At 46.3% G+C, this 22706-nt stretch carries 19 protein-coding genes; 7 read left to right on the top strand and 12 right to left on the bottom strand.

Translation table 11 applies throughout. From position 1 onward, the window contains the following. Positions 1–115 precede the first annotated feature (115 nt). Positions 116–652, bottom strand: a complete 537-nt coding sequence (gene ppa / locus GW12_RS11775) for an inorganic diphosphatase (RefSeq protein ID WP_034587706.1) — start codon at positions 650–652, stop codon at positions 116–118. A 119-nt stretch (positions 653–771) separates the two neighbouring features. Further along, positions 772–1170 (bottom strand): MAPEG family protein, encoded by a 399-nt coding sequence (locus GW12_RS11770; RefSeq protein WP_034587705.1) that lies wholly within the window; start codon positions 1168–1170, stop codon positions 772–774. Between the two features lie 99 nt (positions 1171–1269). On the opposite strand from GW12_RS11770, the gene GW12_RS11765 reads away from it, so the two are divergent. Then, positions 1270–1668, top strand: coding sequence for a hypothetical protein (locus tag GW12_RS11765; RefSeq protein ID WP_034587704.1), 399 nt, complete (start codon positions 1270–1272; stop codon positions 1666–1668). Between the two features lie 60 nt (positions 1669–1728). On the opposite strand, the gene GW12_RS11760 is transcribed toward GW12_RS11765, so the two are convergent. The 6 genes from GW12_RS11760 to GW12_RS11735 form a co-directional block, all read right to left on the bottom strand. Beyond that, positions 1729–3405 carry an AMP-binding protein gene (locus GW12_RS11760; RefSeq protein ID WP_034587702.1) on the bottom strand — a complete coding sequence of 559 codons (1677 nt, stop codon included), beginning with the start codon at positions 3403–3405 and terminating at the stop codon, positions 1729–1731. A gap of 151 nt (positions 3406–3556) precedes the next feature. Beyond that, positions 3557–5776: a DNA topoisomerase IV subunit A gene (parC, locus tag GW12_RS11755; protein WP_034587700.1), complete on the bottom strand. Its 2220-nt coding sequence runs from the start codon at positions 5774–5776 to the stop codon at positions 3557–3559. 166 nt (positions 5777–5942) lie between these two features. After that, positions 5943–7262 (bottom strand): MFS transporter, encoded by a 1320-nt coding sequence (locus GW12_RS11750; protein ID WP_034587698.1) that lies wholly within the window; start codon positions 7260–7262, stop codon positions 5943–5945. Between the two features lie 124 nt (positions 7263–7386). Further along, on the bottom strand, positions 7387–8031 hold the full coding sequence (locus tag GW12_RS11745; protein WP_034587696.1) for a trimeric intracellular cation channel family protein: 645 nt from the start codon (positions 8029–8031) through the stop codon (positions 7387–7389). 61 nt (positions 8032–8092) lie between these two features. Beyond that, positions 8093–8557: a YchJ family protein gene (locus tag GW12_RS11740; protein ID WP_034587694.1), complete on the bottom strand. Its 465-nt coding sequence runs from the start codon at positions 8555–8557 to the stop codon at positions 8093–8095. 77 nt (positions 8558–8634) lie between these two features. Beyond that, entirely contained in the window at positions 8635–10212 is a 1578-nt protein-coding gene (locus GW12_RS11735; protein ID WP_034587692.1) for a TerC family protein, read from the bottom strand. Positions 10213–10529: 317 nt separating this feature from the next. Between GW12_RS11735 and GW12_RS11730 the strand changes: the two genes are divergently transcribed. Then, on the top strand, positions 10530–11150 hold the full coding sequence (locus GW12_RS11730; protein ID WP_034587690.1) for a TIGR00730 family Rossman fold protein: 621 nt from the start codon (positions 10530–10532) through the stop codon (positions 11148–11150). A 55-nt stretch (positions 11151–11205) separates the two neighbouring features. Here GW12_RS11730 and GW12_RS11725 read toward each other — a convergent pair whose 3' ends face one another. Continuing rightward, positions 11206–12180, bottom strand: coding sequence for a hypothetical protein (locus GW12_RS11725; RefSeq protein ID WP_034587688.1), 975 nt, complete (start codon positions 12178–12180; stop codon positions 11206–11208). A 321-nt stretch (positions 12181–12501) separates the two neighbouring features. Between GW12_RS11725 and mdtD the strand changes: the two genes are divergently transcribed. From mdtD to GW12_RS11700, 5 genes are all read left to right on the top strand, one after another. Beyond that, complete coding sequence (mdtD, locus tag GW12_RS11720) at positions 12502–13893, top strand: multidrug transporter subunit MdtD (RefSeq protein WP_034587686.1); 1392 nt, start codon at positions 12502–12504, stop codon at positions 13891–13893. A gap of 66 nt (positions 13894–13959) precedes the next feature. Then, a complete protein-coding gene (locus GW12_RS11715) occupies positions 13960–14733 on the top strand; it encodes a GH25 family lysozyme (protein WP_034587684.1) in 774 nt (257 codons plus the stop codon). Positions 14734–14864: 131 nt separating this feature from the next. Continuing rightward, complete coding sequence (gene dinB / locus GW12_RS11710) at positions 14865–15920, top strand: DNA polymerase IV (protein WP_034587683.1); 1056 nt, start codon at positions 14865–14867, stop codon at positions 15918–15920. Between the two features lie 221 nt (positions 15921–16141). Further along, positions 16142–17446 (top strand): shikimate transporter, encoded by a 1305-nt coding sequence (shiA, locus tag GW12_RS11705; RefSeq protein WP_034587681.1) that lies wholly within the window; start codon positions 16142–16144, stop codon positions 17444–17446. Positions 17447–17450: 4 nt separating this feature from the next. After that, complete coding sequence (locus GW12_RS11700; RefSeq protein ID WP_034587680.1) at positions 17451–17807, top strand: RidA family protein; 357 nt, start codon at positions 17451–17453, stop codon at positions 17805–17807. A 67-nt stretch (positions 17808–17874) separates the two neighbouring features. Here GW12_RS11700 and GW12_RS11695 read toward each other — a convergent pair whose 3' ends face one another. The 3 genes from GW12_RS11695 to GW12_RS11685 all read right to left on the bottom strand — a co-directional run bounded on the left by GW12_RS11695 (position 17875) and on the right by GW12_RS11685 (position 22573). After that, positions 17875–18420, bottom strand: a complete 546-nt coding sequence (locus GW12_RS11695; protein ID WP_034587679.1) for a DUF2726 domain-containing protein — start codon at positions 18418–18420, stop codon at positions 17875–17877. Positions 18421–18824: 404 nt separating this feature from the next. Then, a complete protein-coding gene (locus tag GW12_RS11690) occupies positions 18825–21212 on the bottom strand; it encodes a YgiQ family radical SAM protein (protein ID WP_034587709.1) in 2388 nt (795 codons plus the stop codon). Between the two features lie 158 nt (positions 21213–21370). Continuing rightward, a complete protein-coding gene (locus tag GW12_RS11685) occupies positions 21371–22573 on the bottom strand; it encodes an MFS transporter (protein WP_052127919.1) in 1203 nt (400 codons plus the stop codon). Between the last annotated feature and the right edge of the window lie 133 nt (positions 22574–22706).

The following is a 22706-nucleotide window of genomic DNA, read 5'->3' as shown; positions in this document are numbered from 1 at the left end:
ATTTCATCGAACTCAGGTTATTCTAATTTCCCGAATATTAAAGCCAATAAAAAACCTGCACAATGTGCAGGTTTTTTATTCAGGTCTTAAAACTCAGACCTTCATCACACAGCCATTATTTGTTTGCTGCTTTGTAAGCTTCAATTGAGCTTAGTACTTCTTGTTTCGCAACATCAGCACCTTCCCAACCACTTAACTTAACCCATTTGCCTGGTTCTAAGTCTTTGTAGTGTTGGAAGAAGTGTTCGATTTGGCTGATCAGCAGTGCAGGAAGATCGGTATACTCTTGAACATCTTTGTACAGCGGAGTTAATTTTTCGTGTGGAACTGCAACCAGTTTCGCATCAACACCACCGTCATCTTCCATGTTCAGTTTACCTACAGGACGGCAACGAATTACAGAGCCTGGCTCAACTGGGTGTGGAGTTACTACCAATACATCTAGAGGGTCACCATCTAGAGAAAGTGTATTTGGTACATAACCGTAGTTTGCTGGGTAGAACATTGCTGTACCCATGAAACGGTCTACAAATAATGCATCAGAATCTTTGTCGATTTCGTATTTGATTGGCGCTGCATTTGCAGGAATTTCGACGATTACATAGATGTCATTTGGTGCGTCTTTACCCGCTGGGATATTGCTGTAGCTCATAGCATCACTCTTTAACAAGTTATATCTTTAAAAACCCCGACAATTATAACGGTTTTTGCAGATTTTTTTTGATTTAAAAATATTGAACTGTAAATCAGGCTATCTCTCGATCTTTGGGCTTAAATAATTTTGATAATCAGCAAGAGCAAGGTGATTGGACAAAGTATTGAAAGCAGCCACATGATTGAACGTAGTGTCGCCCAATTTGCTAGGTAGCAAATGCCATATAGCACTCGAAATACCAAATAGCCAATCCCGAAAGTCATGATCAGGCTTTGTGGCATCACCAGATATTCCGCCATCAGGATCGCGGCAATAAATAAAGGCAGACTTTCAAAACTGTTCTGCTGTACCGCATTAGCACGCTTGGCTACACCGGTCGTTTGAGCCAGAAAATCCCGTGGATTCTGATTATCTTTGGCTTTGAAGCCCCCAGCTTTTTTGGCAATCATGGTAAACACATAAGGCAGCAGACATGCCGCTAAAATGAGATAGATAATCCCACTAATGCTTTGCATCTGATTCTTCTCATGAAAATTTTATCGCTATCATAGCATGGCATTTCGTGAATAAATTTTGTTAAATAGGGTGTTTTTAGCAACTGTATAGGATTCACGATGGTCAATCCCGATCAAAAGGAAATGCTTGACGTACTGGAACGCCAGCGTCAGATGCAACTGCAAGTGGATCGCGTCCTGAAAATTGTCCTGCCGATTGTGGCATTTCTGCTCAGTGTTATTAGTGCCAATATAAATATCTGGTCACCACTGTGCAGCTTCATCATCTTATGGATCGCTTTTTATGCTGTGGGAATTAAACGCTATGCCCTGTGGCATTGGCTGACCATTCTGCTGGTGTATTGCCTGATTGATAATTACCTGAGTTATGGCGAGTTTTATCGCTCCGGGTTTAACCGCCAGTTTATTTCCATGTTTATTTTTATGGGAATTGTTGGTGTGGGTCGTCGCTACTTTGACCGCTGGTGGATGGAAAAAAACAAACCGACTGCGTCTTGATGTTCTATCAGAAAAATCATCGATAAAAAAAGCGCCTTACGGCGCTTTCTCTTTAACAGCTTAAGCGGATTTGCGTAGATCTTTACGCAGGATTTTACCCACGTTTGATTTTGGCAACTCGTCCATAAACTCCACATAACGTGGGCGTTTATAACCTGTCAGATTTTCTTTGGCGAATGCTAAAACTTCTTCAGTTGTTAAAGATGGATCTTTTTTCACCACGAACAGTTTAGGCACTTCACCTGATTTCTCATCTGGTACACCAATCGCAGCCACTTCTAGCACTTTTGGATGTTTCGCAACCACTTCTTCGATTTCAGATGGATAAACGTTAAAGCCAGAGACCAGAATCATGTCTTTCTTACGGTCTACGATTTTCACATAGCCGCGTTCATTCATGATGCCGATATCACCGGTACGGAAGAAACCGTTCACCATCACTTTGTCAGTTTCATCCGGACGGTTCCAGTAACCTTTCATGACTTGAGGACCACGGATTGAGATTTCACCCTGCTCGCCTAGTGGCACTTCATTACCATCATCATCCAGAATCGCCACTTCAGTAGAAGGAAGTGGAATACCGATGGTACCGCTGAACTCTTCAGATGCAGGCGGATTCGCAGTTGCAACCGGTGAAGTTTCTGACAGACCATAACCTTCAATAATGGTCGTACCTGTCACTTTCTTCCAGGTTTCAGCTGTAGACGGTAGCACTGCCATACCACCACCCATTGCCATTTTCAGGCGGCTGTGGTCTAGCTGCTTGAATTCTTCATTGTTTACCAATGCATTAAACAATGTGTTTACTGCTGGGAAGAATGTAGGCTGATATTTACGTAATTCTTTGATTACTGCAGGCAGGTCACGTGGATTTGGAATCAAAACGTTAGCCTGACCTTTGTACATACCGTAAAGCGCACACACCATGAAGGCAAAGATGTGGTACAGCGGCAGCGCACAGAAAATACGGTCATCTGGCTGACCATCTTGCGCACCGAACTTGCTCTGGAAGATGCCATCACACTGCAGCATATTTGCGACTAGGTTGCGATGGGTCAGCTCAGCGCCTTTAGATACACCTGTAGTACCGCCGGTATATTGCAATACAGCAGTGTCACTTAAAGTCAGCTCAGGACGTTTGTAGTTATTTGGATTAACTTTGTTGAGCGCAGCATTAAACTTGATGTGGCCTGGAATATCCCATGCTGGAATTTGCTTACGTACTGAACGCAGTACAAAGTTCACCAAAGTACCTTTCAGCGCACCAAGCATATCACCTACAGAAGCGACAACCACGTGCTTCACAGGAGTTTTGCCAATAATTGCTTGGTAAACTGTAGCAAAATTTTCAATGATCACCAGCACTTCTGCACCAGAGTCATTTAATTGATGCTCAAGTTCACGTGAAGTATACAGCGGGTTCACATTCACCAGAACCAGACCGGCACGGAATACACCCAATGCCACGACTGGATATTGCAGTACGTTTGGCATCATTACAGCAACACGTGTGCCTTTTGGCAGGTCCAGGCTTTGCAAATAGGTTGCAAACTTGCGGCTTGCTTCTTCCAGTTCATTAAAGGTCATGACTTTATCCATGAAGATAAAGGCATCACGTGAGCCGAACTTCTGGAAGTTACGCTCAAAAATATCAATTAATGAAGTATTTTCTGGTGGCAATTCTATCGTTTGTGGAATCCCTGTTTTTTGATATTCAGCGTACCAAATCTTTTCCATAATGCCATTCTCTCCAATCATAATCCTTAGAATCTCAACTGTTTTTTTTCAATATTGCGCTGAATTATTAAGCTTGTTGATGCGCAATACTGCATCCATCCTGTCGAATCGTTGTTCATATATAACGTATTTCGATGGATGGATGCTAGTCTTATCTCTGAATCAACAGTTTATTTGCTTTTTGATATCCGCGTGGTAAAAGCTGTCCTTTTGAACCACGTTTCCCCATGTATTTCTGCAGGTCGTCTCCTTTTAATTTTATTTGTTGATTTCCTGCAAGCACTTGAATTATTTCATCTAAGTTCAGCGTTGTCATGGACAAAATCTGATCTTTATCTTCAAGTTGTATCAACTTATTTCCCTTGCCCTTATTCAACACAGGTAATTCAGCTAAATCAACAATTAACAGACGACCTGCAGAGCTGAGCAGCGCCACATGGGTTTTATTTTCAAGTGGCTCCAGATTCATTGGCTGTGCGCCTTCTGGCACAGTCAGGAAGGCCTTACCGGCTTTAGCATTGGTATCCAAGTGTTTGGCCTGGGTCTTGAAACCATAACCTTTATTGCTGACTGCCAGAATTTCGGCGTCATCTTCAGCCACCAGCACCTGCTTGAAGCCAACACCGCTGGCTGGAGAAAGTTTTGAACTGAGCGGTTCACCCAAACCACGCGCAGATGGCAGGCTGTTAATCGCTAGCGCATAGCTACGGCCAGTTTCATCCAGCACATAGACACGTTGATTGGATTTACCTTGAGCATGACTCAGGTACTGATCCCCCGCACGGTAATTCAGATGCTCCGCATCAACCTCATGACCTTTGGCACAGCGAATCCAGCCGGCTTCGGACAAGACTACAGTCACAGGATCTGCTGGCAGCATTTCTGTTTCATCAATTGCAGCTGCTTCGGCACGCTCCACAATTGGTGAACGTCGGTCATCGCCAAATTTCTTGGCATCATCTTTCAGTTCATTGATGATCAGGGTTTTGAGTGACTCTGGATTCGCTAACTGGTCACGGATTTCCGCGGCTTTGGCTTCCAGTTCTTCCTGCTCTCGGCGCATTTCCATTTCTTCAAGTTTGGCCAAATGACGTAACTTGAGTTCTAAAATGGCTTCAGCCTGAATTTCATCAATCCCAAAACGTTCCATCAGTACCGGTTTGGGATGATCTTCCTCACGGATGATCTGAATGACTTCATCAATATTCAGGTAGGCAATGATCAGCCCCGCCAGAATATGCAGACGTTTTTCAATCTTGTTCAGATGGAATTTAAGACGGCGAGTGACAGTCTCTTTCCGGATTTCAATCCATTCCAGCAGAATACGGCGAATCGATTTCACCTGTGGACGACCATCCGCACCGATCATGTTCATATTGACCCGGTAACTGGATTCCAGATCAGTGGTGGCGAACAGGTGACTCATTACCGATTCGGCATCAATACGATTCGAACGTAGCACAATCACCAGACGGGTTGGATTTTCATGATCCGATTCATCACGCACATCAGTTACCAGCGGCAGTTTCTTGGCCTGCATCTGGTCGGCAATTTGGGAAATGATCTTGGAACCAGACACCTGATATGGCAGCTCAGTGATTACAATCTCATTTTTCTCAACCGTATACACGGCGCGCATACGATAGCTACCACGACCCATACTTTGCATTTTCAGCAATTCAGCTGGTGAGGTAATGATTTCAGCTTTGGTTGGCAGGTCCGGACCAGGAATATATTCCGCAACTTTGCTGTCGGTCAGGTTCGGGTTACGGATCAGGGCAATCGTACCTTTAACCACTTCACGCAGGTTATGCGGTGGAATATCAGTTGCCATACCAACAGCGATACCGGTGGTACCATTCAACAAAATATTCGGTACACGCGCTGGCAGATTTATTGGCTCTTTCAAGGAACCGTCAAAGTTGTCCTGCCAGTCACAAGTGCCTTGACCAAGTTCAGACAACAACAATTCACTGTACTGGGATAGCTTGGCTTCGGTATAACGCATCGCAGCGAAGGACTTCGGATCATCCGGTGAACCCCAGTTACCCTGCCCTTCAATAAATGGATAGCGGTAACTGAATGGCTGTGCCATCAATACCATGGCTTCATAACAGGCTGAGTCACCATGCGGATGGTATTTACCCAGCACATCACCTACAGTACGTGCAGACTTTTTCGGCTTGCTGGTCCATTTCAGTCCCAGTTCACTCATGGCGTAAACAATACGGCGCTGTACCGGTTTCAGACCATCACTGATATGTGGCAGTGCACGGTCCATGATCACGTACATGGCGTAATTGAGGTAGGCCTGTTCGGTAAATTCTGCTACGGAACGGTTTTCTGTCGCATGATGCGCAAGGCTTGTCATAACAACCTATAATCCTAAAAAATTCATTTTTTGTATCAATGTTTCTTATGCTAAGTCGCACTGCTAAGCGGCACAAGGGCACTAGATGACACAGTGCGACAAATCGTGTCTTATGGCGTAAAAATATCCACTTTATCCGCCCTAATCAACTAAAAATTCACCAATTCTACAAGCTCATTGACTCAAGGGTTTTACCTTTGGTTTCCTCACCCAGAACCAGAACCACCACAGCGACTGCAATCAAAACGGCAGTAAACATGGTAAAGACATAGCTAAAACCTGCAGGCAGCACCATCAAGTGAGTCACAGCAAAAGGTGCCACAATCCCGCCCATACGGCCGATCGCCCCAGCCCAGCCTGAACCAAAGGCACGGATATTGGTTGGGTACTGTTCCGGGGTATAAGTATAAAGAACACCCCAAGCCCCCAGATTAAAGAAGGACATCAAGCAACCCCAGATCACGATTTCAATGACACTACCGGACTGACCAAAGAAGTAAGCCGAGATTGCACACATGCCGATGAAACCAGCCAAGGTTGCTTTACGGCCCAGTTTTTCTACCAGCCATGCTGCTACCAGATAGCCCGGCAGCTGTGCCAGAATCATGATCAGCACATATTCAAAGGACTGTACGATGGTATAGCCTTCTTTAACCAGCAGGCTTGGCAGCCAAGTGAAGATGCCATAGTAAGAGAAGATAATGCCGAACCAGATCAGCCACAGCATCAAGGTACGACGGGCAAATACACCTGACCAGAGCTGGCTAAAGGAAATAGTTTTGTTCTCGGCTACTGGTTTGACTTCAAAAATTTCCAGAACTTCTACACCACACTTGGCTTCAATTTTTTTTACCAAAGCCTGTGCTTCTACATGCCGGCCACGGTTAATCAGGAATGGAATCGATTCTGGCACCATTTTCCAGATCACGATGGCATAGAGTGCTGGAATACCACCGACTAAAAAGGCAGTATGCCAGTCAAATTTCGGAATCACAAAATAGGAAATTAAAGCTGCACAAAGCCAACCCAGTCCCCAGAAACTTTCCAATAAAACAATAAAACGACCACGTACCCGTGCCGGAATATATTCACTCACCAATGTCACCGCGACAGGCAACTGTCCACCCAGTCCCAGACCGACAATAAAGCGACAGACCAGCAACCAGGTCAGATCCGGCGCAAAAGCACAGGCTGCGGTTGCCAGACTGTACACTACCAGTGTTACTGCAAACACCGTTTTACGGCCAAAACGGTCTGCTAATCCACCTGAACAGATCGCGCCAATCGCCATGCCGATAAAGCCGATCGACACGACCCAGCCTTTCTGGTCTGGCGTCATCTGCCAGTCTTCTGCCATTTTGGCCAGAATAAATGAAATCAATCCAGTGTCCATGGCATCGAACATCCAGCCGAAACCAATCACGACCAGCAACATGTAATGGAATTTGCCAATCGGCAAGCGCTGAATCCGGGAAACGAGGTCCATAATTAAATCTCTGATAGATGGTACGGGAGAAGCTGCGAAAAAAGCAGGCGTATCAGTACTCTTGTTATACTACGATTGAATGCAGAAGCGAGGCTATTTTGCCTCGCTTATCTGAAAATCATGCTCATGATTCATCTTTGGACGATGCGGACTGTTCATCGTCATCCTTGTAGATAAATTTTGGCATTTCTAGACCAAAATAAATCGCAATCAGACGTAGGGTAAAACCGAAGATGAGGGTGGAAATGATGGTCAGCTCCAGGGATAGGCCGACATTGCTACAAATCCAGTAAAAAATCACCGCGACAAAGGAAATACTGGCATACAGTTCACGGCGGAACACCAGCGGCACATCATTACATAAAATGTCACGTAAAATACCGCCAGATACTCCGGTCAATACGCCAGCTACGGCGCTGACCACAAAGCCCTGCCCCATTTCCAGGGCGATCTGACAGCCAATGATGGTAAAGCCAATCAGGCCCAAGGCATCCAGCACCAGGAAAATATTGCGTAAGTGCTTCATCCACTTGGCAATCAGGATAGTCACAAAAGCGGCACAGCAGGTTAAAACCAGATATTCAGGATGTTTGACCCAAGTCAGTGGATAGTGGCCCAGCAAGACATCACGTACCGAACCGCCACCAAGTGCCGTGACACAGGCAATAATGATGACCCCAAACCAGTCCATACTCCGGCGGCCGGCGGACAAGGCACCCGTCATTGCTTCTGCGGTAATGGCAATAATATAAATCACGGTCAACAACATCGCCCTGCTTCCACCTGAGGCTTTAAGTTGCGTGCTATTCTAAGGCAAATCTATGTGAAAGTTATAAAAATTGCGCACAACATTGCTTAAATTTTTTCCCGGAACCACAAATACAGGGCTGTTTCATCGTAAGCTTTTGATCTGTGGTTGGATCCAGGAAATACCAGACATCCTTCACTTTGACAAAATGTGAAACTTCATGATGTATCTGGGCCTGTTTACCATCATGGAAATGAGCCTTGAATTCGACCAACGCATGAGTTTTGTCCAGCTTTTCATTGGCCTGCACGATCTCCAGTTTTAGCCACTGATTTGATTTACTCCAGTCTGCAATCGCAGGCATATCCAGAAAATCCTGCTGCCCCAATGCTGTGGTCTTTTGAATATAGTTAATTTCCTGCTTGGCAAAGGCGCTGTAACGCGAACGCATCAGCTGTTCAGCCGTTTGCGCAATCCGCTTACCCTGATGCAGTGGCTGACAACAGGTCTCATAATTTCCCAGTCCACATGGACATGCTTCTGACATGGTGAGTTCCAAAAATAAAATCAAAAAAATAGCCCGACAATGCGGGCTATTCTAGCAAACTTGGTTTAAGCCTGAGCTTAATCCTTTTGCTTCAGCGGAATAATATGAACCTTCTCGATCTTATGACCATCCATCGTCACCACTTCAAAAATGTGGTCATCCGCTTCAAACTTCTGACCATTTTCCGGCAAGCGTCCCAAGTGGAATAGGATATAACCGGACAGGGTTGAATATTCTTCTGATTCATCTACCAGGTCACGACCGATCAGCAGGGATACATGACGAATGTCGGTTGAACCTTCCAACAACAGGCTGCCGTCATCCAGGCTTTCAGCCGCAGTGTCCATTTCATCTTCATCTGGGAATTCACCGGCAATGGCTTCCAGTACATCAATCGGGGTCGCGATGCCTTCAATCGAGCCATATTCGTTCAGGACAATTGCCATTTGCAACGGCGCCTGACGCAACTGATCCATCACCATCAGCACCTGCGCATTTTCATGCACAATCACTGGCTCACGTAAGTGCTTTTCGAAATCCATTACACCGGTTTCGATGTATTCATTCAGGACTTTATGGGTCAGCACGATACCGGCAATATTGTCCAACTCACCACGGGCTACGATCAAACGCGAATGGCTCATATGCAGCAACTTAGAACGGATAATCTCCGGATCTTCATCCAGATCGATCCATTCCAGTTCAGGACGCGGGGTCATCACCGATTTCACTGGACGTTCAGACAGACCGAGTACGCCCTGTACCATCACACTGTGATAGACACCACTTTCATCATCATCAAAGACTTCATCGGCAAAGGCACGGGTGGCCAATACATCTTCTGGTTCTGGCGAGTCATTGTCCTGCGCCGGCTTGCCACCGAGCATACGCATCACGGCAGAAGCCGTACGGTAACGCAGATCTGTTGTCGTGACCATTTTTTCCTGGTTACGACGCATGGTCTGGTTAATGAACTCGACAATCACCGAGAAACCGATTGCTGCGTATAAGTAGCCTTTCGGAATATGGAAACCAAAGCCTTCCACCACCAGAGAGAAACCAATCATCATCAGGAAGCCCAGACACAGAATCACCACCGTCGGATGACGATTGACGAATTCCATCAGGGCTTTGGATGCCCACAGCATGATCCCCACAGCGATAATCACTGCAGTCATCATTACTGACAGGTCTTTAACCATGCCCACTGCGGTAATCACACTGTCCAGTGAGAAGATCGCGTCCAGCACCACGATCTGAACAATGACCATCCAGAACACGGCATGCACAGGATTTTCATCTTTTACGACTGGTTTGGCTTCCAGACGTTCGTGCAATTCCATGGTGCCTTTAAACAGCAGAAACACCCCACCAAAGAGCAGGATCAGGTCCCGTCCAGAGAATGGATGATCAAAGATATAGAAGAACGGTTCAGTCAGCGTCACGACCCAAGCAATCGAAGCTAGCAAGATCAGACGCATCACCAAGGCTAAACTCAAGCCGACGATACGTGCCGTATTGCGCTGTTCTGGCGGCAGTTTTTCTGCAAGAATGGCAATAAACACCAGGTTATCGATGCCCAGTACGATTTCCAGAACAATTAAGGTCAGTAGGCCTACCCAGGCTGAAGGATCGGACATCCACTCAAAAATCATCACATGCTCCCCTGAACATCAGTGGAAAGACATGCTGTTGAGCGATGCAGGTGGAATGATTTCCGCTTTGAGTTAAAGACTTGATAATGTGACGTTTTATTTGGTTAAAGCGCCAACTTCGACTACCCATGTGAATTCTATTGTAGTAAGACAGATTTTCAGTATAGCAATTTAAAAATGAAATTCATCAGTTTTCATGCTTTGGTTGAAGCTTCCTGACTCTTGACGTGCAGATTGGCAAGGAAGATGCATGGTTTTGTCATATTTTTAATATATGTTGTAGCAAGCAAATAAAAAAATGATAAGGTGAAGAAAAGATGCAAAGTGTAGTAAGAATGACTGAACATACTAAAAATAAAACTCCCAAAACCACCCGCCCGCTGGTAGCGCTGTACTGCGGTTCACGTGCCGGCAATAACCCGATTTACCAAGAAAAAGCCGTTCAGCTGTCCCAGAGTCTGGCCGAAAACGGCTTCGGCCTGGTCTACGGCGGTGCCAGTATTGGCCTGATGGGCCAAGTTGCTGACACCATGATCGAGCATGGCGGCGAAGCAGTAGGTGTGATTCCGGAATTTATGCTGGATTATGAGATTGCACATAGCAAGTTGACCGAACTGCATATTGTGCAGTCCATGCATGAACGTAAAGCGTTGATGGCGGAGCGTGCCTGCGCCTTTGTCGCCCTGCCTGGTGGTCTGGGGACTTTTGAAGAAATTCTGGAAATTGCGACCTGGGGCCAGCTCAATCAGCACCAGAAACCAATGATGCTCTATAACGTGAATAATTTTTATGACCCGCTAATTGCCCAGCTGGATCATGCCGTGAATGAAGGCTTCCTGCCCCCCCAACACCGCGCCAAGCTGATTGTCTGCGAGCATTCGGTACATATTTTCAATGCCCTGAAAAATCTCGGCAGTCCAAAACAGTTTGCCATTTAAACCTGATTTACAAACAAAAAAGCGAGCACTGGGCTCGCTTTTTTATTGTTCAATTTTATTTGCCAAAGTTAGTAATGAACTCATACGCTGCGGGTAAGGTTGTTGCCAGAATCACCGACATTGCCAGACCAAACATCAGTTTCATCGCATCTTTGCTGACATTGCGTGAAGTGCGATATTTGTTCACCTCGGACAGGAACAGTGACATGGCAAATTCACGGCCGGCCAATAGACCCAGGAAGACCCAGGTGGTACTCATCGGAATATTGCTCCATTCCTTGAAGACCAGCAGGATCGCGCCATACATAAAGTCGATCACGGTTGCCGAACGGATATCGGTCACGCCAGTTTTGGTATCGATAATCTTCTGAATTGCGCCCCCGCGCTGGTATAGCACCACCCCGATGAGCGTCACAAATACTGCAATGGCAAAGATCAGGAATTCCAGCGGTACCTGACGCGGTACATACACAAAAATATTGGCCAAATCCTGAATCAGCCACTGGCTCCACAGGAAGCCGGTAGATAGCCACTGTAAGCCGATCCAGAAATGAGATGGAGGATGATTGCGGGTCTTGGCAAAGTATTCCGCCATACCTTTCATGACAAAACGGTAGACCACAATCGCTACCACAAAAGCCACGGCGTAGCCCATCATGGATTTGACCATCATGGAACCTAGACTGGTTGGGGAGAAAATCGTCAGCACCAGGAAGGTAGTACTCACCGGAATCCCGTAACGGGTCAGAATCAGCAGCAGGACTGGCGGAACCACATACAGCCAGGTAATCCCTTCTGCAGGGAAAGGAATGGTTTCCAGACGGCCATAGGAGGCGTCGCCAACGCCAGAACTGATCCAGCCATAGGTCAACACCACTACCAGAATGGTACTGATATAAATCCACAACACCCACCACGGACGGTGCGAATTGGATGAAATAAAGGTTCCCAGCGTCTGTGGAACGTCATTACCCACGATAGAATAGGCTGCCAGACAGAAGCCAATTACCATCAATATTTCGATGGACATAAAACCAAACCTTTTCGAGGACCATGACCTCAGGGCCATAGTGGAAAAATTTTCTCAAGATTATGACGGTTTTATTGCAGTTTCATGACAAACATAACAGATGTTTTGTAGTCGTCAGTGATGTCTGCTCCTTTCATCGATATTCATTTAATATTTCTTGCGGATATAAGTAGCCTTAGCCTGCTGATATCGTTGTAGATTAGACTGCTACATTTTGCAGTAAAAATCCCCGATTTTTGCAACCGATTTATTACAACCAATCCGATGAATTGCTTTAAACTTAGCCCACATTCAAATACTTAATAATTTTATCACTCACACATGAATGCCACGCCCACCCATCAAGCGCTGCAACCTGAATTTCGACTGCTGGTCTTACTGGTATCGATCGGCTTCTTTATGCAGGGGCTGGACACCACCATTATCAATACTGCCCTGCCCGCGATTGCTCGTAGCCTGAATGAAGATCCGCTGCGCATGCATAGTGTGGTAGTGGCCTATGTGCTGTCCGTTGCCGCTTGTATTCCCTTGAGTGGCTGGCTGGCCGATCGCTTTGGCGTGCGTAACACCTATTTCACTGCCATTATCGTGTTTGTGTTGGGATCACTGGGCTGTGCCATTGCTCAGGATTTAAATGCTTTACTGATGTTCCGGGTCTTGCAAGGCATAGGTGGAGCATTGCTGCTGCCGGTTGGTCGTCTGGCGATGCTCAAGATTATTCCGCGTACCCAGTTTCTGTCCGCGATGAGCCTGATGAGTCTGGCCGGACTGATCGGCCCGCTGATTGGTCCAACCCTTGGTGGCTGGATGGTGGAATACCTGTCATGGCAATGGGTATTTCTGATTAATCTGCCGATTGGTCTATTGGGGGGCTTAATTACCTTTAAAGCGATGCCGAATGTCACGGAGCCGAATGTCGCGCGCTTTGACTATAGTGGTTTTGCGCTGCTAGTCGTAGCGATGGTCGGGCTCTGTCTCGGCATCGAAAACTTTGCCAATCCCCTCTATCCCCTCTGGTGGAGCCTGACCTTAGTTGCAGTCGGTTTAGTGACCTCACTAATTTACGCCTATCATTCGCATACGCATAGCAATGCCCTGTTCCGTAGCAAGCTGTTTAAAAACCGGATTTATGCTATTGGTATTTTAGGTAATTTCTTTGCCCGTCTCGGTGGTAACTCGATTCCCTTTCTGTTGCCATTGATGTTGCAGGTCGCTTTTGGTTTCGAACCTTTTATTACCGGCCTGCTGATGATTCCAACCGTGCTCGGTTCATTGGCTTCCAAACCGATTATCCGCAAGATCATTCAGCGTTTTGGCTATCGTCAGGTATTATTGGTAAATACCTTGCTGGTGGGTATGTGTATTGCCAGTTTTGCTTTAACCACAGCGGATACCCCGATCTGGCTACGAGCGATGCATTTCTTTGCCTTTGGCATTCTGAATTCACTACAGTTTGTTTCCATGAACACCTTGACCTTAAAAGACCTGAGTCAGCAGGATGCCAGCAGTGGTAACAGCTTTCTGTCGATGATCATGATGCTGTCCATGAGTATTGGCGTGGCATTGGCAGGAACTTTAGTGAATATGTTTAGTGCCTATTTTGGTCCAGAGCAGCTGAATAATGCCTTTCATCTGTCACTGATCTGTCTCGGTTGTATCAATATCATTGCTGCCTATATTTTCTGGCATATTCCAAAGAATACGCCGGTGTGAGCATCGGCCATTAAAGTTCCGGGCAAATCGGTATAAGCTAGACAAAGTCAGAATTTAAGATCCGTTATGAAGAAAACTGCCAAGCATTATCCACCACTTTGGGCAGCACTGATGAGTGCCATACTGCTGCTCGCTGCTGTCTGCATAGCGTGGTGGCTGTTGCTGAAGCCCCTGCCTGCCAATGCTTCGGAATATGACATTCACGGTTTTGATGTCTCCCATCACCAGAAAGAGATTAATTGGAAAAAGATTCCCAAAGACAAATACCGCTTTGTCTATCTGAAATCTACCGAAGGCGGAGATTTCAAGGACACCAAGTTTCAGGACAACTGGCTCAAAGCACGGGAACAGGGTTTTCTGGTCGGTGCTTATCATTTCTATCGCCTCTGTCGTGATGGCAAAGTCCAGGCAGAAAACTTTATCAAAACCGTACCGAACAAGGCCGATGCCCTGCCTCCAGTGATTGACCTGGAATATGACAGCAACTGCATCAATACCTATACTAAGGAACAGCTGCTCAAAGAAATTCAGGTGATGCATGATCTGCTTAAGCAGCACTATGGCAAGCAGCCGATGTTCTATACCTCCAAGGCTTTTTACAATATTGTGCTGGCTGGACAGTTTTCTGATGTCCCGCTATGGATCCGCGAATACAAAGGCTTGCCAGAACTGAAAGGCAATCCGAAATGGCATTTCTGGCAGCATACCAGCCAGGGCCAGATTAATGGCATTCCGGTTCCTGTAGATTTGAATGTGTTCTATGGTTCAGAAAACGACTGGCTGAAATTCCTGCAACAGAATGGGATTGAGGCGGCACCTGCACAAAAGGCAGCCAATTAATTTTGCAATCAGAATGAATTCAAAAAACAGATCCATAGCCGGCCTAAATAGCACTGTTCATGGTTTTTTAATCTTATAGTCTTTTGAAATCAGCATCTTCCAAACTTTCTAAAAGCCTTTTAAGATGTCATATGCGCAAAATTATCCATATTGATATGGACGCGTTCTACGCCTCGGTAGAACTGCGTGAACGTCCGGAACTGAAACATTTGCCCGTGGTGATCGCTTCCCATCATCCACGGGCCGTGGTCGCGGCTGCTTCCTATCCGGCACGGGAATTTGGCGTACATTCTGCCATGCCGATGAGCCAGGCCCGCAAGCGATGTTCCCAGCTGATCGTGATTGAACCCGACTTCCAGAAGTACCGTGCTGTTTCAGCACAGATTCACGAAATTTTCCGCAGATATACCCCGATTATTGAGCCGCTGTCTCTGGATGAAGCTTATCTGGATGTCACGGAAAATCTGCAGCAGATTCCGAGTGCCACCGAAGTTGCCATGCGCATCCGGGAGGAAATTTTCCAGACCACAGGTTTGACCGCTTCCGCCGGTGTCGCCCCGAATAAATTTCTCGCCAAAATCGCCTCGGACTGGCATAAACCCAATGGCATCTGTGTGATCAAGCCGTCGCAGGTACAGGCCTTTATTCAAGATTTACCGCTCAAGAAAATTCCCGGTGTGGGCAAAGTCACCCAGGAAAAACTGAAAAGCCTGAATCTGGAAACCTTAGGTGATCTGCAACAAGTCGATGAGGCGATACTGATCCAGCATTTTGGTAAATATGGCAAACGCCTGTTTCTCTATGCCCAGGGCATTGATGAACGGCCGGTAGAAGCGGAACGCGAACGCCAGCAGATTTCCAAGGAAACCACCTTTGGCGATGACTTATATTTACCGCAATGCAGCCCTTATTGGGAGCCGCTGATTCAGCAGGTCTGGAACAGTATGGAGAAGAAACAGCTTTCTGCCCGCGGGATCAGCGTGAAACTCCGACTAAAAAATTTCCAGATCATTCAGCATAGTCGCAGCTTCCGTTCCATCTTTAAAGATCCGCAGGAAATGCAGCAAGCTCTGCACTTTCTGCTGCAGGATATGCATCTTGATCCTACACTACAGTTCCGCTTGATTGGTGTGGGCGTGTATCAGCTATCACCACGTCAGCAGGAAACCCAGCTTTCTCTGCTTTAAATCCCCTCTGCCTAAGAAATAGGCCATTAGTCTAAAAAGACAACAACTTTATTTTTACATTTTAATTTTTTGGAGTAATCTATCCGCGCAATGCATTATCCATGTATGTGCTGAGATGCTGAAAATCACCTTTACTTTCAGCATGCTGTCCTGTGATTGGCGTGACGATCAATCCGAATATTGCAGGGCACTCTGTAATCTCCCATGGAATCCTATCCTGCATGTCTTCTGCAAACCCTACATCTCTTTCTCTTATTCAAGAACAACGCGCGCGTAAAGCTGCACTATCCAGTTTCATTGGTGCAGTCGTTGACTGGTATGACTTCCTTCTCTACGGCATCGTGGCTGCACTGATTTTTAAAGACCAGTTTTTCCCGAGCATTGGCAACAATATGGGCACCTTGGCGGCGCTCGCGACCTTTGGAGTCGGCTTCCTGTTCCGTCCGCTCGGTGGCATCGTGTTTGGTCACTTTGGTGACAAGCTCGGCCGTAAAAAAATGCTGGTGCTCACGGTGCTAATGATGGGCATCTCCACTGTCGGGATTGGCCTGTTACCGAATTTTGCTGCGATTGGCTGGTGGGCACCTGTCCTATTAGTAACTTTACGTGCCCTGCAAGGCTTTGCGGTTGGTGGTGAATGGGGTGGTGCTGCCCTGATGGCGGTAGAAAATGCCCCGAAAGGCAAAAAAGCCTTCTACAGTAGTGGTGTTCAGGTCGGCTATGGTGTCGGTCTGGTCTTAGCGACCGGTGCAGTGTCTCTGATTATTGCCACCTTAGGTGAACAGGCCTTTGCCGAATGGGCTTGGCGTCTTCCGTTTATTGCCAGCATTATCCTGATCGGCATCGCCATGTGGATTCGTCGCGGTCAGGATGAATCTCAGGAATTCCTGGAAAAAGTCGCGAAAGCCAAAGACAAGCCAAAAAAACTGCCGATCCTGCAAGCAATTACTGCACATCCGAAGGCATTTTTCTACATCATTGCCCTGCGTCTGACTGAATTGCTGACCATGTATCTGGTGACCAACTTTGCCCTGAACTATTCAACCAATAATCTGGGCATGGACAAGCAGTTCTTCCTGAACATTACCTTGATGGTGGGTGCGATTAGCTGTTTCAGCATTCCCTTCTTTGCCTGGGTATCGGACAAGATCAATCACAAGACCATGTGCGTCTGGGGTGGTTTGATTGGTGCACTGTCTGCCTTCCCGTTCTTTATGGCACTGGATGCACAAAATACCTGGATGATTATTATTGGGGCGATTCTGCTGGCCAACGTTGCGCATGACATGGTGGTGAGCGTGCATCAGCCGATTTTCACTTCCTTGTTCGGTACCGAATACCGTTATAGCGGTGCTGGTGTTGGTTATCAGGTTGCGAGCATCATCGGTGGTGGTTTTACTCCAATGATTGCCGCTTCACTGGTGATTTGGGGCAACGGTTCATGGCATTATGTTGCGATCTATCTTGCTATCGGCTGTCTGCTGACCACTTTAGTCGCGGCGCTGATGCCTAAAACTCAGGATTAAAACCATGACTGTTCAACGTTTGCATGTTTCCAGCCGTTTTTCTGAAATCGCCATCTCGGGCAATCTAGTGCACCTAGCCGGCCAGCTTGCTACGGATCTAGATCTGGACATTAAGGGCCAAACCCAGCAAACCCTGGACATCATTGACCAGTTCCTGGCAGATGCCGGTACTGATAAAAGCCATATCATGTCGGTAACCATTTACCTGAAAGACATTGAACGTGACTATGCCGCGTTTAATGAAGTCTGGGATGTCTGGGTAGCCGATATAGAAGCCCTGTCACGCACTTGCGTTGAAGCCAAGTTATATGATCCAAGGGTACTGGTGGAATTGACCGTGGTGGCAGTGAAACCGGAATAAGCGAAAATTTTGCCCATAAAAAAAGCATGCAACCTGCATGCTTTTTTGTTCCCGCCTATTTTAAATCTTATCCCACTGCTTTGGCCTTAGGCTGGGCCAGACGGGAATACAGTGGGTACTGCTTTGGGAGTATTCGTGTGCTGGAAGCCACCGTACTCTCCTCCTCATCTTCATTTAGAAAATCACGACGCAGCTCGTAATATTCCGGAATATCTTCATAACGAAACACCTTATAGCCCGCCATGCTCAACAGTGCATCCTGATACTGTGACTGTTGCGGGCGTCTTAAGACCACCGGATCATCTACGGCCACGATAGCAACCACCTGATGGTTCTGATCCAGCACAACAAAATCAGCCACCAGATTACGGTACTTATTCCGGGTACGGAAAAATTTGGTCGTTAGCAGCGCATCATAGGAGACATGTGCCAGGATGGTATGTTCTGGGAGAATTTCCTTTAGACGTGTATAGGTCATCTGTTCATTCAGGTTAAAAATGGCACGCTGCTTCAGTGCGCTGTCTTGCTGCTTATTGCTGTTTTCTACGCGTTTCCATGCCATCAATACGGCACAGAAGAGCAGAAAACTGCCAATCATAATATAAGTGGCCATGCGTTCGTCCTTTCTGCATTTCTTATAATCGTTCTTGTTTTATTGTTGTCAGTATAAATACGATTTTCGGAAGAAAATCACGGTACAACCAATTTGCTCAGATACTGCAACATCCGGTATCAAAACTTATAAGAGCGTATTACATTCCAACTGGATGGGAAGAATTGGAGTATTGGAAATGTAATGTGTTCCTTACATAGCTCCCACTCTAAAACAGCTATTCAAAGTTAAGCAATAGGATTTATTGTTATTTGTCTGGCGATTCCGATAAAGTGCAATTTTTAAAGGAATTTTTTCTAACAAAATCTAGAATTTAAATTATTATTTAATTAAGTTTTAATTTTTTCTTAACAAATAATTCAATACACAATAAAAAAGACACCGAAGTGTCTTTTTTAAGTGAATTAGGCACGACTTTTTGTTTTGGCCTTGTCTCTGGATTTATTCCCACCAAATGGCTTTTTCGCATCGCCTGTTTCACGAGGTGGCAAGCCCGTATGCTGGGTCAAAATCTGGCCTTTTTGCGGACGGTTATTCGGTGCTTGTGCCCGATTTCCCTTGGCTCCGGTACGTTTGGCTGAATCACCCGCCACTGTCGAGTTTTTCTTGCGCGCAGACTGATAATGTCCTTCCACCCCTTGCGGTTGATAGCTCGGAATCAAGTGATGTTTTGAATTACCAATCAAGTCAGCTCGGCCCATTTCTTTCAATGCTTCACGCAGTAAAGGCCAGTTGTTTGGATCATGATAACGCAGGAAAGCTTTATGTAATCGGCGACGTTTTTCACCTTTGACGATGTCCACATCTTCGGTATCACGCGCCACTTTGGCTAGCGGATTTTTACCGGTGTAGTACATGGTGGTTGCGGTTGCCATCGGTGATGGATAGAAGGTCTGTACCTGATCGGCACGGAAACCGTTCTTTTTCAGCCAGATCGCCAGGTTCATCATGTCATAATCAGTTGTGCCCGGGTGCGCCGCGATGAAGTAAGGAATCAGATACTGTTCCTTGCCGGCTTCCTTACTGAAACGGTCAAACATCTGCTTAAAGCGGTCATAGGTACCGATGCCCGGTTTCATCATCTTCGATAATGGACCTTTTTCGGTATGCTCTGGCGCAATCTTCAGATAACCACCGACGTGATGGGTGACCAGCTCTTTGACATATTCAGGATTCAGCACAGCTAGGTCATAACGCAGGCCGGAACCAATCAGAATCTTCTTGATGCCCTTGATCGCACGTGCCTTACGGTACAACTGGGTCAATGGTGCATGGTCGGTATGCAGATTCTGGCACACGCCCGGATAGACACAAGACGGCTTACGGCAGTTCTTCTCAATTTCAGGGTCTTTACAGTGCAAACGGTACATGTTTGCTGTTGGACCACCGAGGTCAGAAATGATGCCGGTAAAGCCGGGCGCTGTGTCACGAATCTTTTCCACTTCACGCAGGATCGATTCTTCCGAACGGTTCTGGATAATACGGCCTTCATGTTCGGTAATTGAACAGAAAGTACAACCACCGAAACAGCCACGCATGATGTTCACCGAGAACTTGATCATCTCAAAGGCTGGGAAGCGTGCATCACCATAAGATGGATGTGGCAGACGTGCATACGGCAGGTCAAATACGTAGTCCATCTCTTCTGTGGTCAATGGAATCGGTGGCGGGTTAATCCAGACATCACGTTCACCATGTTTCTGTACTAGCGCACGTGCATTCCCCGGGTTAGTTTCCAGATGCAGAATACGGTTGGCATGGGCATACAACACTGGATCATTCGCCACTTCTTCAAATGAAGGTAAACGAATTACTGCCAGTTCACGTGGTGGCAGTTTGTGTTTAATGGCTTTAGATGCAGGCTGTAACTGCACGATTTGAGTATCCGGTTCCAGATTATCCCCTTCTCGGACAATCGGATTTGTCACGACTTCTTTTTGGAAGCCCTGATACTGGCTGACCTGATCCTTACCTTTTTCAATTTCACAGCCGTCAATATCTTCAGTCATCACATAGGGATTGATGATCGGATCGACACGGCCAATGGTATCCACATCATTCGATGCGATTTCCACGAACTTGGCTTTCGCAGCACGGTTATTCTTATTGATGATGAACGCTGTACCGCGCACATCAGTAATCTGATGAATCTTTTCACCTTTGGCCAGGCGGTGCATGATTTCAATGATCGAGCGCTCACCATTCCCGTACATCAGAATATCAGCTTTGGAATCCATCAAAATCGAACGACGGACTTTATCGGACCAGTAGTCATAATGCGCGATACGACGCAATGAACCTTCGATCCCACCTAACAGTACCGGCACATCCGGAAAAGCTTCACGGCAGCGTTGGCAATACACAGTTGCCGCACGGTCTGGACGCTTGTTCGGTACATTATCGGGAGAATAGGCATCATCCGAACGGATTTTACGGTCCGCGGTATAACGGTTGATCATCGAGTCCATATTGCCGGCAGACACACCCCAGGCAATATTTGGCTTGCCTAGAACACGGAAAGCATCGACATTGGTCCAGTCCGGCTGGGCAATAATCCCGACACGGAAGCCCTGCGCTTCCAGCACACGCCCAATAATCCCGCTGACGAAAGACGGGTGGTCAATATAGGCGTCACCGCAGACAAAAATGAAGTCACAACTGTCCCAACCGAGTTGGTCCATTTCCTCGCGTGACATCGGCAAAAAAGGCGCAGGTTCAAAACATGACGCCCAATATTTGTCGTAATCAAACAACGCTTTAGGCGCAGTCTGAGCGGTATAAGCAGTAGACATGGCTAGCAATTCTCGGCTGGCAGATGGAAGATCAGAAAATAGATCAAAGATGAAAGCCGAGCATTTTAGCATGAATTCGCCCCGGCTTGCTTGATTATAATTTATACAATAATGGTTTTAAGCCCTGATTCAGGAATATATTTCCGAGGTAACTGAGCTTACTCTACCGTAGTTGGCTTTAAACGTTGCGCTAATGCAATACCAACCATCAGGATCAAGCCAATAAATAAAGATAAACCCAGCCATCCGGCATTTTCCCAGACCAGGCCACTCGAGCTACCAAGGAAACTTGAACCGAGGTAATAGCAGAATAAATATAGAGATGATCCGACTGCCCGATACTGTAAGGATTGCACCGATACCCAACTACTCGCTGTTGAATGAGCTGCAAAGAAAGAAAAAGTAAAAATCAGCAAGCCAATAAAGACCACAACCAAATTATTAATCAGCATCAGAGCCAGGCCCAACAACATCGTACCCAACATAGTGGCCAAAACTTGAAATCGTCCATACTTTCGGCTCCAGGCTGCTGCACGTGGCGAACTATAAATACCGGACAGGTAAGTAATCGAAATTAAACCAATCCAGAAATGCGAGAGTTCAAAAGGTGCCTGAATCAATCGATAGCTGAGATAGTTAAATACTGAAACAAAACAGCCCATCAGAATAAAGCCTTGCAGGAACAGGATTCGAAGCTTAGAATCACTCAGATTCTGTCGAAATGCTCTAACAAAGCGGCTGAATTTAATCGGATAGGCCTGAAAATATCTGGACTTAGGCAATAGAAAATAAAAGATCGTGGCAATACACAGATTCAGTAGTCCAATAATCAAAGTTGCGGATTGCCAGGAAATAAAATCCACCAATGTGCCTGCAATCAAGCGCCCACTCATCCCGCCAATTGCCGTCCCGGAAATATACAGCCCCATGGCAAAGCCAACATCTTTAGCTGCCACTTCTTCCCCGATATAGGTCATCGCGACAGCCGCTACCCCACTCACCGTTAAACCAATGAAGACACGAGTCGCCAAAAATACCGACCAGACCGGCAGTAAAGCACTCAGTAACAGCAATACTGAAACCGAGAATAAAGACCACACCATAATCGGTTTACGGCCAAAACGATCCGAAATTAGCCCTGTAAAAATCAGGCCTACAGCTAATGCGACGGTAGAAAATGAAAGCGGGAAACTGCTTTGCGTCGGAGAAACATCAAAATAATGAGCCAAAATCGGCATCATCGGCTGGACACAGTACAATGAAGAGAAAATCGCAAAGCCAGCCAAAAATAAAGAAAATAAAACCGCTTTAAAGGCAGATGAACCATATTCAATATGGCTTGAAGATGAATTTAAGGACATATCAGCTCCGTGAACCTACCCAGTATACGCTGATCCTGCTGATTGTCTGTTATTGTTTTAATGTGCAAAATAAAATCCACACACAAAAAAAAACACCCCCGACCTTTTGATCGGGGGTGTCTGGAATAATGAG

The organism is Acinetobacter sp. HR7 (assembly GCF_000773685.1).
In the GTDB taxonomy this organism is placed as follows: Bacteria; Pseudomonadota; Gammaproteobacteria; order Pseudomonadales; family Moraxellaceae; genus Acinetobacter; species Acinetobacter thermotolerans.
The sequence above is the reverse complement of the archived record's forward strand: the minus strand, read 5'-3'. Positions and strand labels throughout refer to the sequence as shown.

Coding starts and splice junctions, on each gene's coding strand:
- GW12_RS11685 (WP_052127919.1), bottom strand. CDS start 22,573: ATGTCCTTAAATTCATCTTCAAGCCATATTGAATATGGTTCATCTGCC.
- GW12_RS11740 (WP_034587694.1), bottom strand. CDS start 8,557: ATGTCAGAAGCATGTCCATGTGGACTGGGAAATTATGAGACCTGTTGT.
- shiA (WP_034587681.1), top strand. CDS start 16,142: ATGTCTTCTGCAAACCCTACATCTCTTTCTCTTATTCAAGAACAACGC.
- GW12_RS11700 (WP_034587680.1), top strand. CDS start 17,451: ATGACTGTTCAACGTTTGCATGTTTCCAGCCGTTTTTCTGAAATCGCC.
- GW12_RS11730 (WP_034587690.1), top strand. CDS start 10,530: ATGCAAAGTGTAGTAAGAATGACTGAACATACTAAAAATAAAACTCCC.
- dinB (WP_034587683.1), top strand. CDS start 14,865: ATGCGCAAAATTATCCATATTGATATGGACGCGTTCTACGCCTCGGTA.
- GW12_RS11750 (WP_034587698.1), bottom strand. CDS start 7,262: ATGGACCTCGTTTCCCGGATTCAGCGCTTGCCGATTGGCAAATTCCAT.
- GW12_RS11760 (WP_034587702.1), bottom strand. CDS start 3,405: ATGGAAAAGATTTGGTACGCTGAATATCAAAAAACAGGGATTCCACAA.
- GW12_RS11735 (WP_034587692.1), bottom strand. CDS start 10,212: ATGATTTTTGAGTGGATGTCCGATCCTTCAGCCTGGGTAGGCCTACTG.
- ppa (WP_034587706.1), bottom strand. CDS start 652: ATGAGCTACAGCAATATCCCAGCGGGTAAAGACGCACCAAATGACATC.
- GW12_RS11770 (WP_034587705.1), bottom strand. CDS start 1,170: ATGCAAAGCATTAGTGGGATTATCTATCTCATTTTAGCGGCATGTCTG.
- GW12_RS11690 (WP_034587709.1), bottom strand. CDS start 21,212: ATGTCTACTGCTTATACCGCTCAGACTGCGCCTAAAGCGTTGTTTGAT.
- GW12_RS11765 (WP_034587704.1), top strand. CDS start 1,270: ATGGTCAATCCCGATCAAAAGGAAATGCTTGACGTACTGGAACGCCAG.
- GW12_RS11745 (WP_034587696.1), bottom strand. CDS start 8,031: ATGTTGTTGACCGTGATTTATATTATTGCCATTACCGCAGAAGCAATG.
- GW12_RS11715 (WP_034587684.1), top strand. CDS start 13,960: ATGAAGAAAACTGCCAAGCATTATCCACCACTTTGGGCAGCACTGATG.
- parC (WP_034587700.1), bottom strand. CDS start 5,776: ATGACAAGCCTTGCGCATCATGCGACAGAAAACCGTTCCGTAGCAGAA.
- GW12_RS11725 (WP_034587688.1), bottom strand. CDS start 12,180: ATGTCCATCGAAATATTGATGGTAATTGGCTTCTGTCTGGCAGCCTAT.
- GW12_RS11695 (WP_034587679.1), bottom strand. CDS start 18,420: ATGGCCACTTATATTATGATTGGCAGTTTTCTGCTCTTCTGTGCCGTA.
- mdtD (WP_034587686.1), top strand. CDS start 12,502: ATGAATGCCACGCCCACCCATCAAGCGCTGCAACCTGAATTTCGACTG.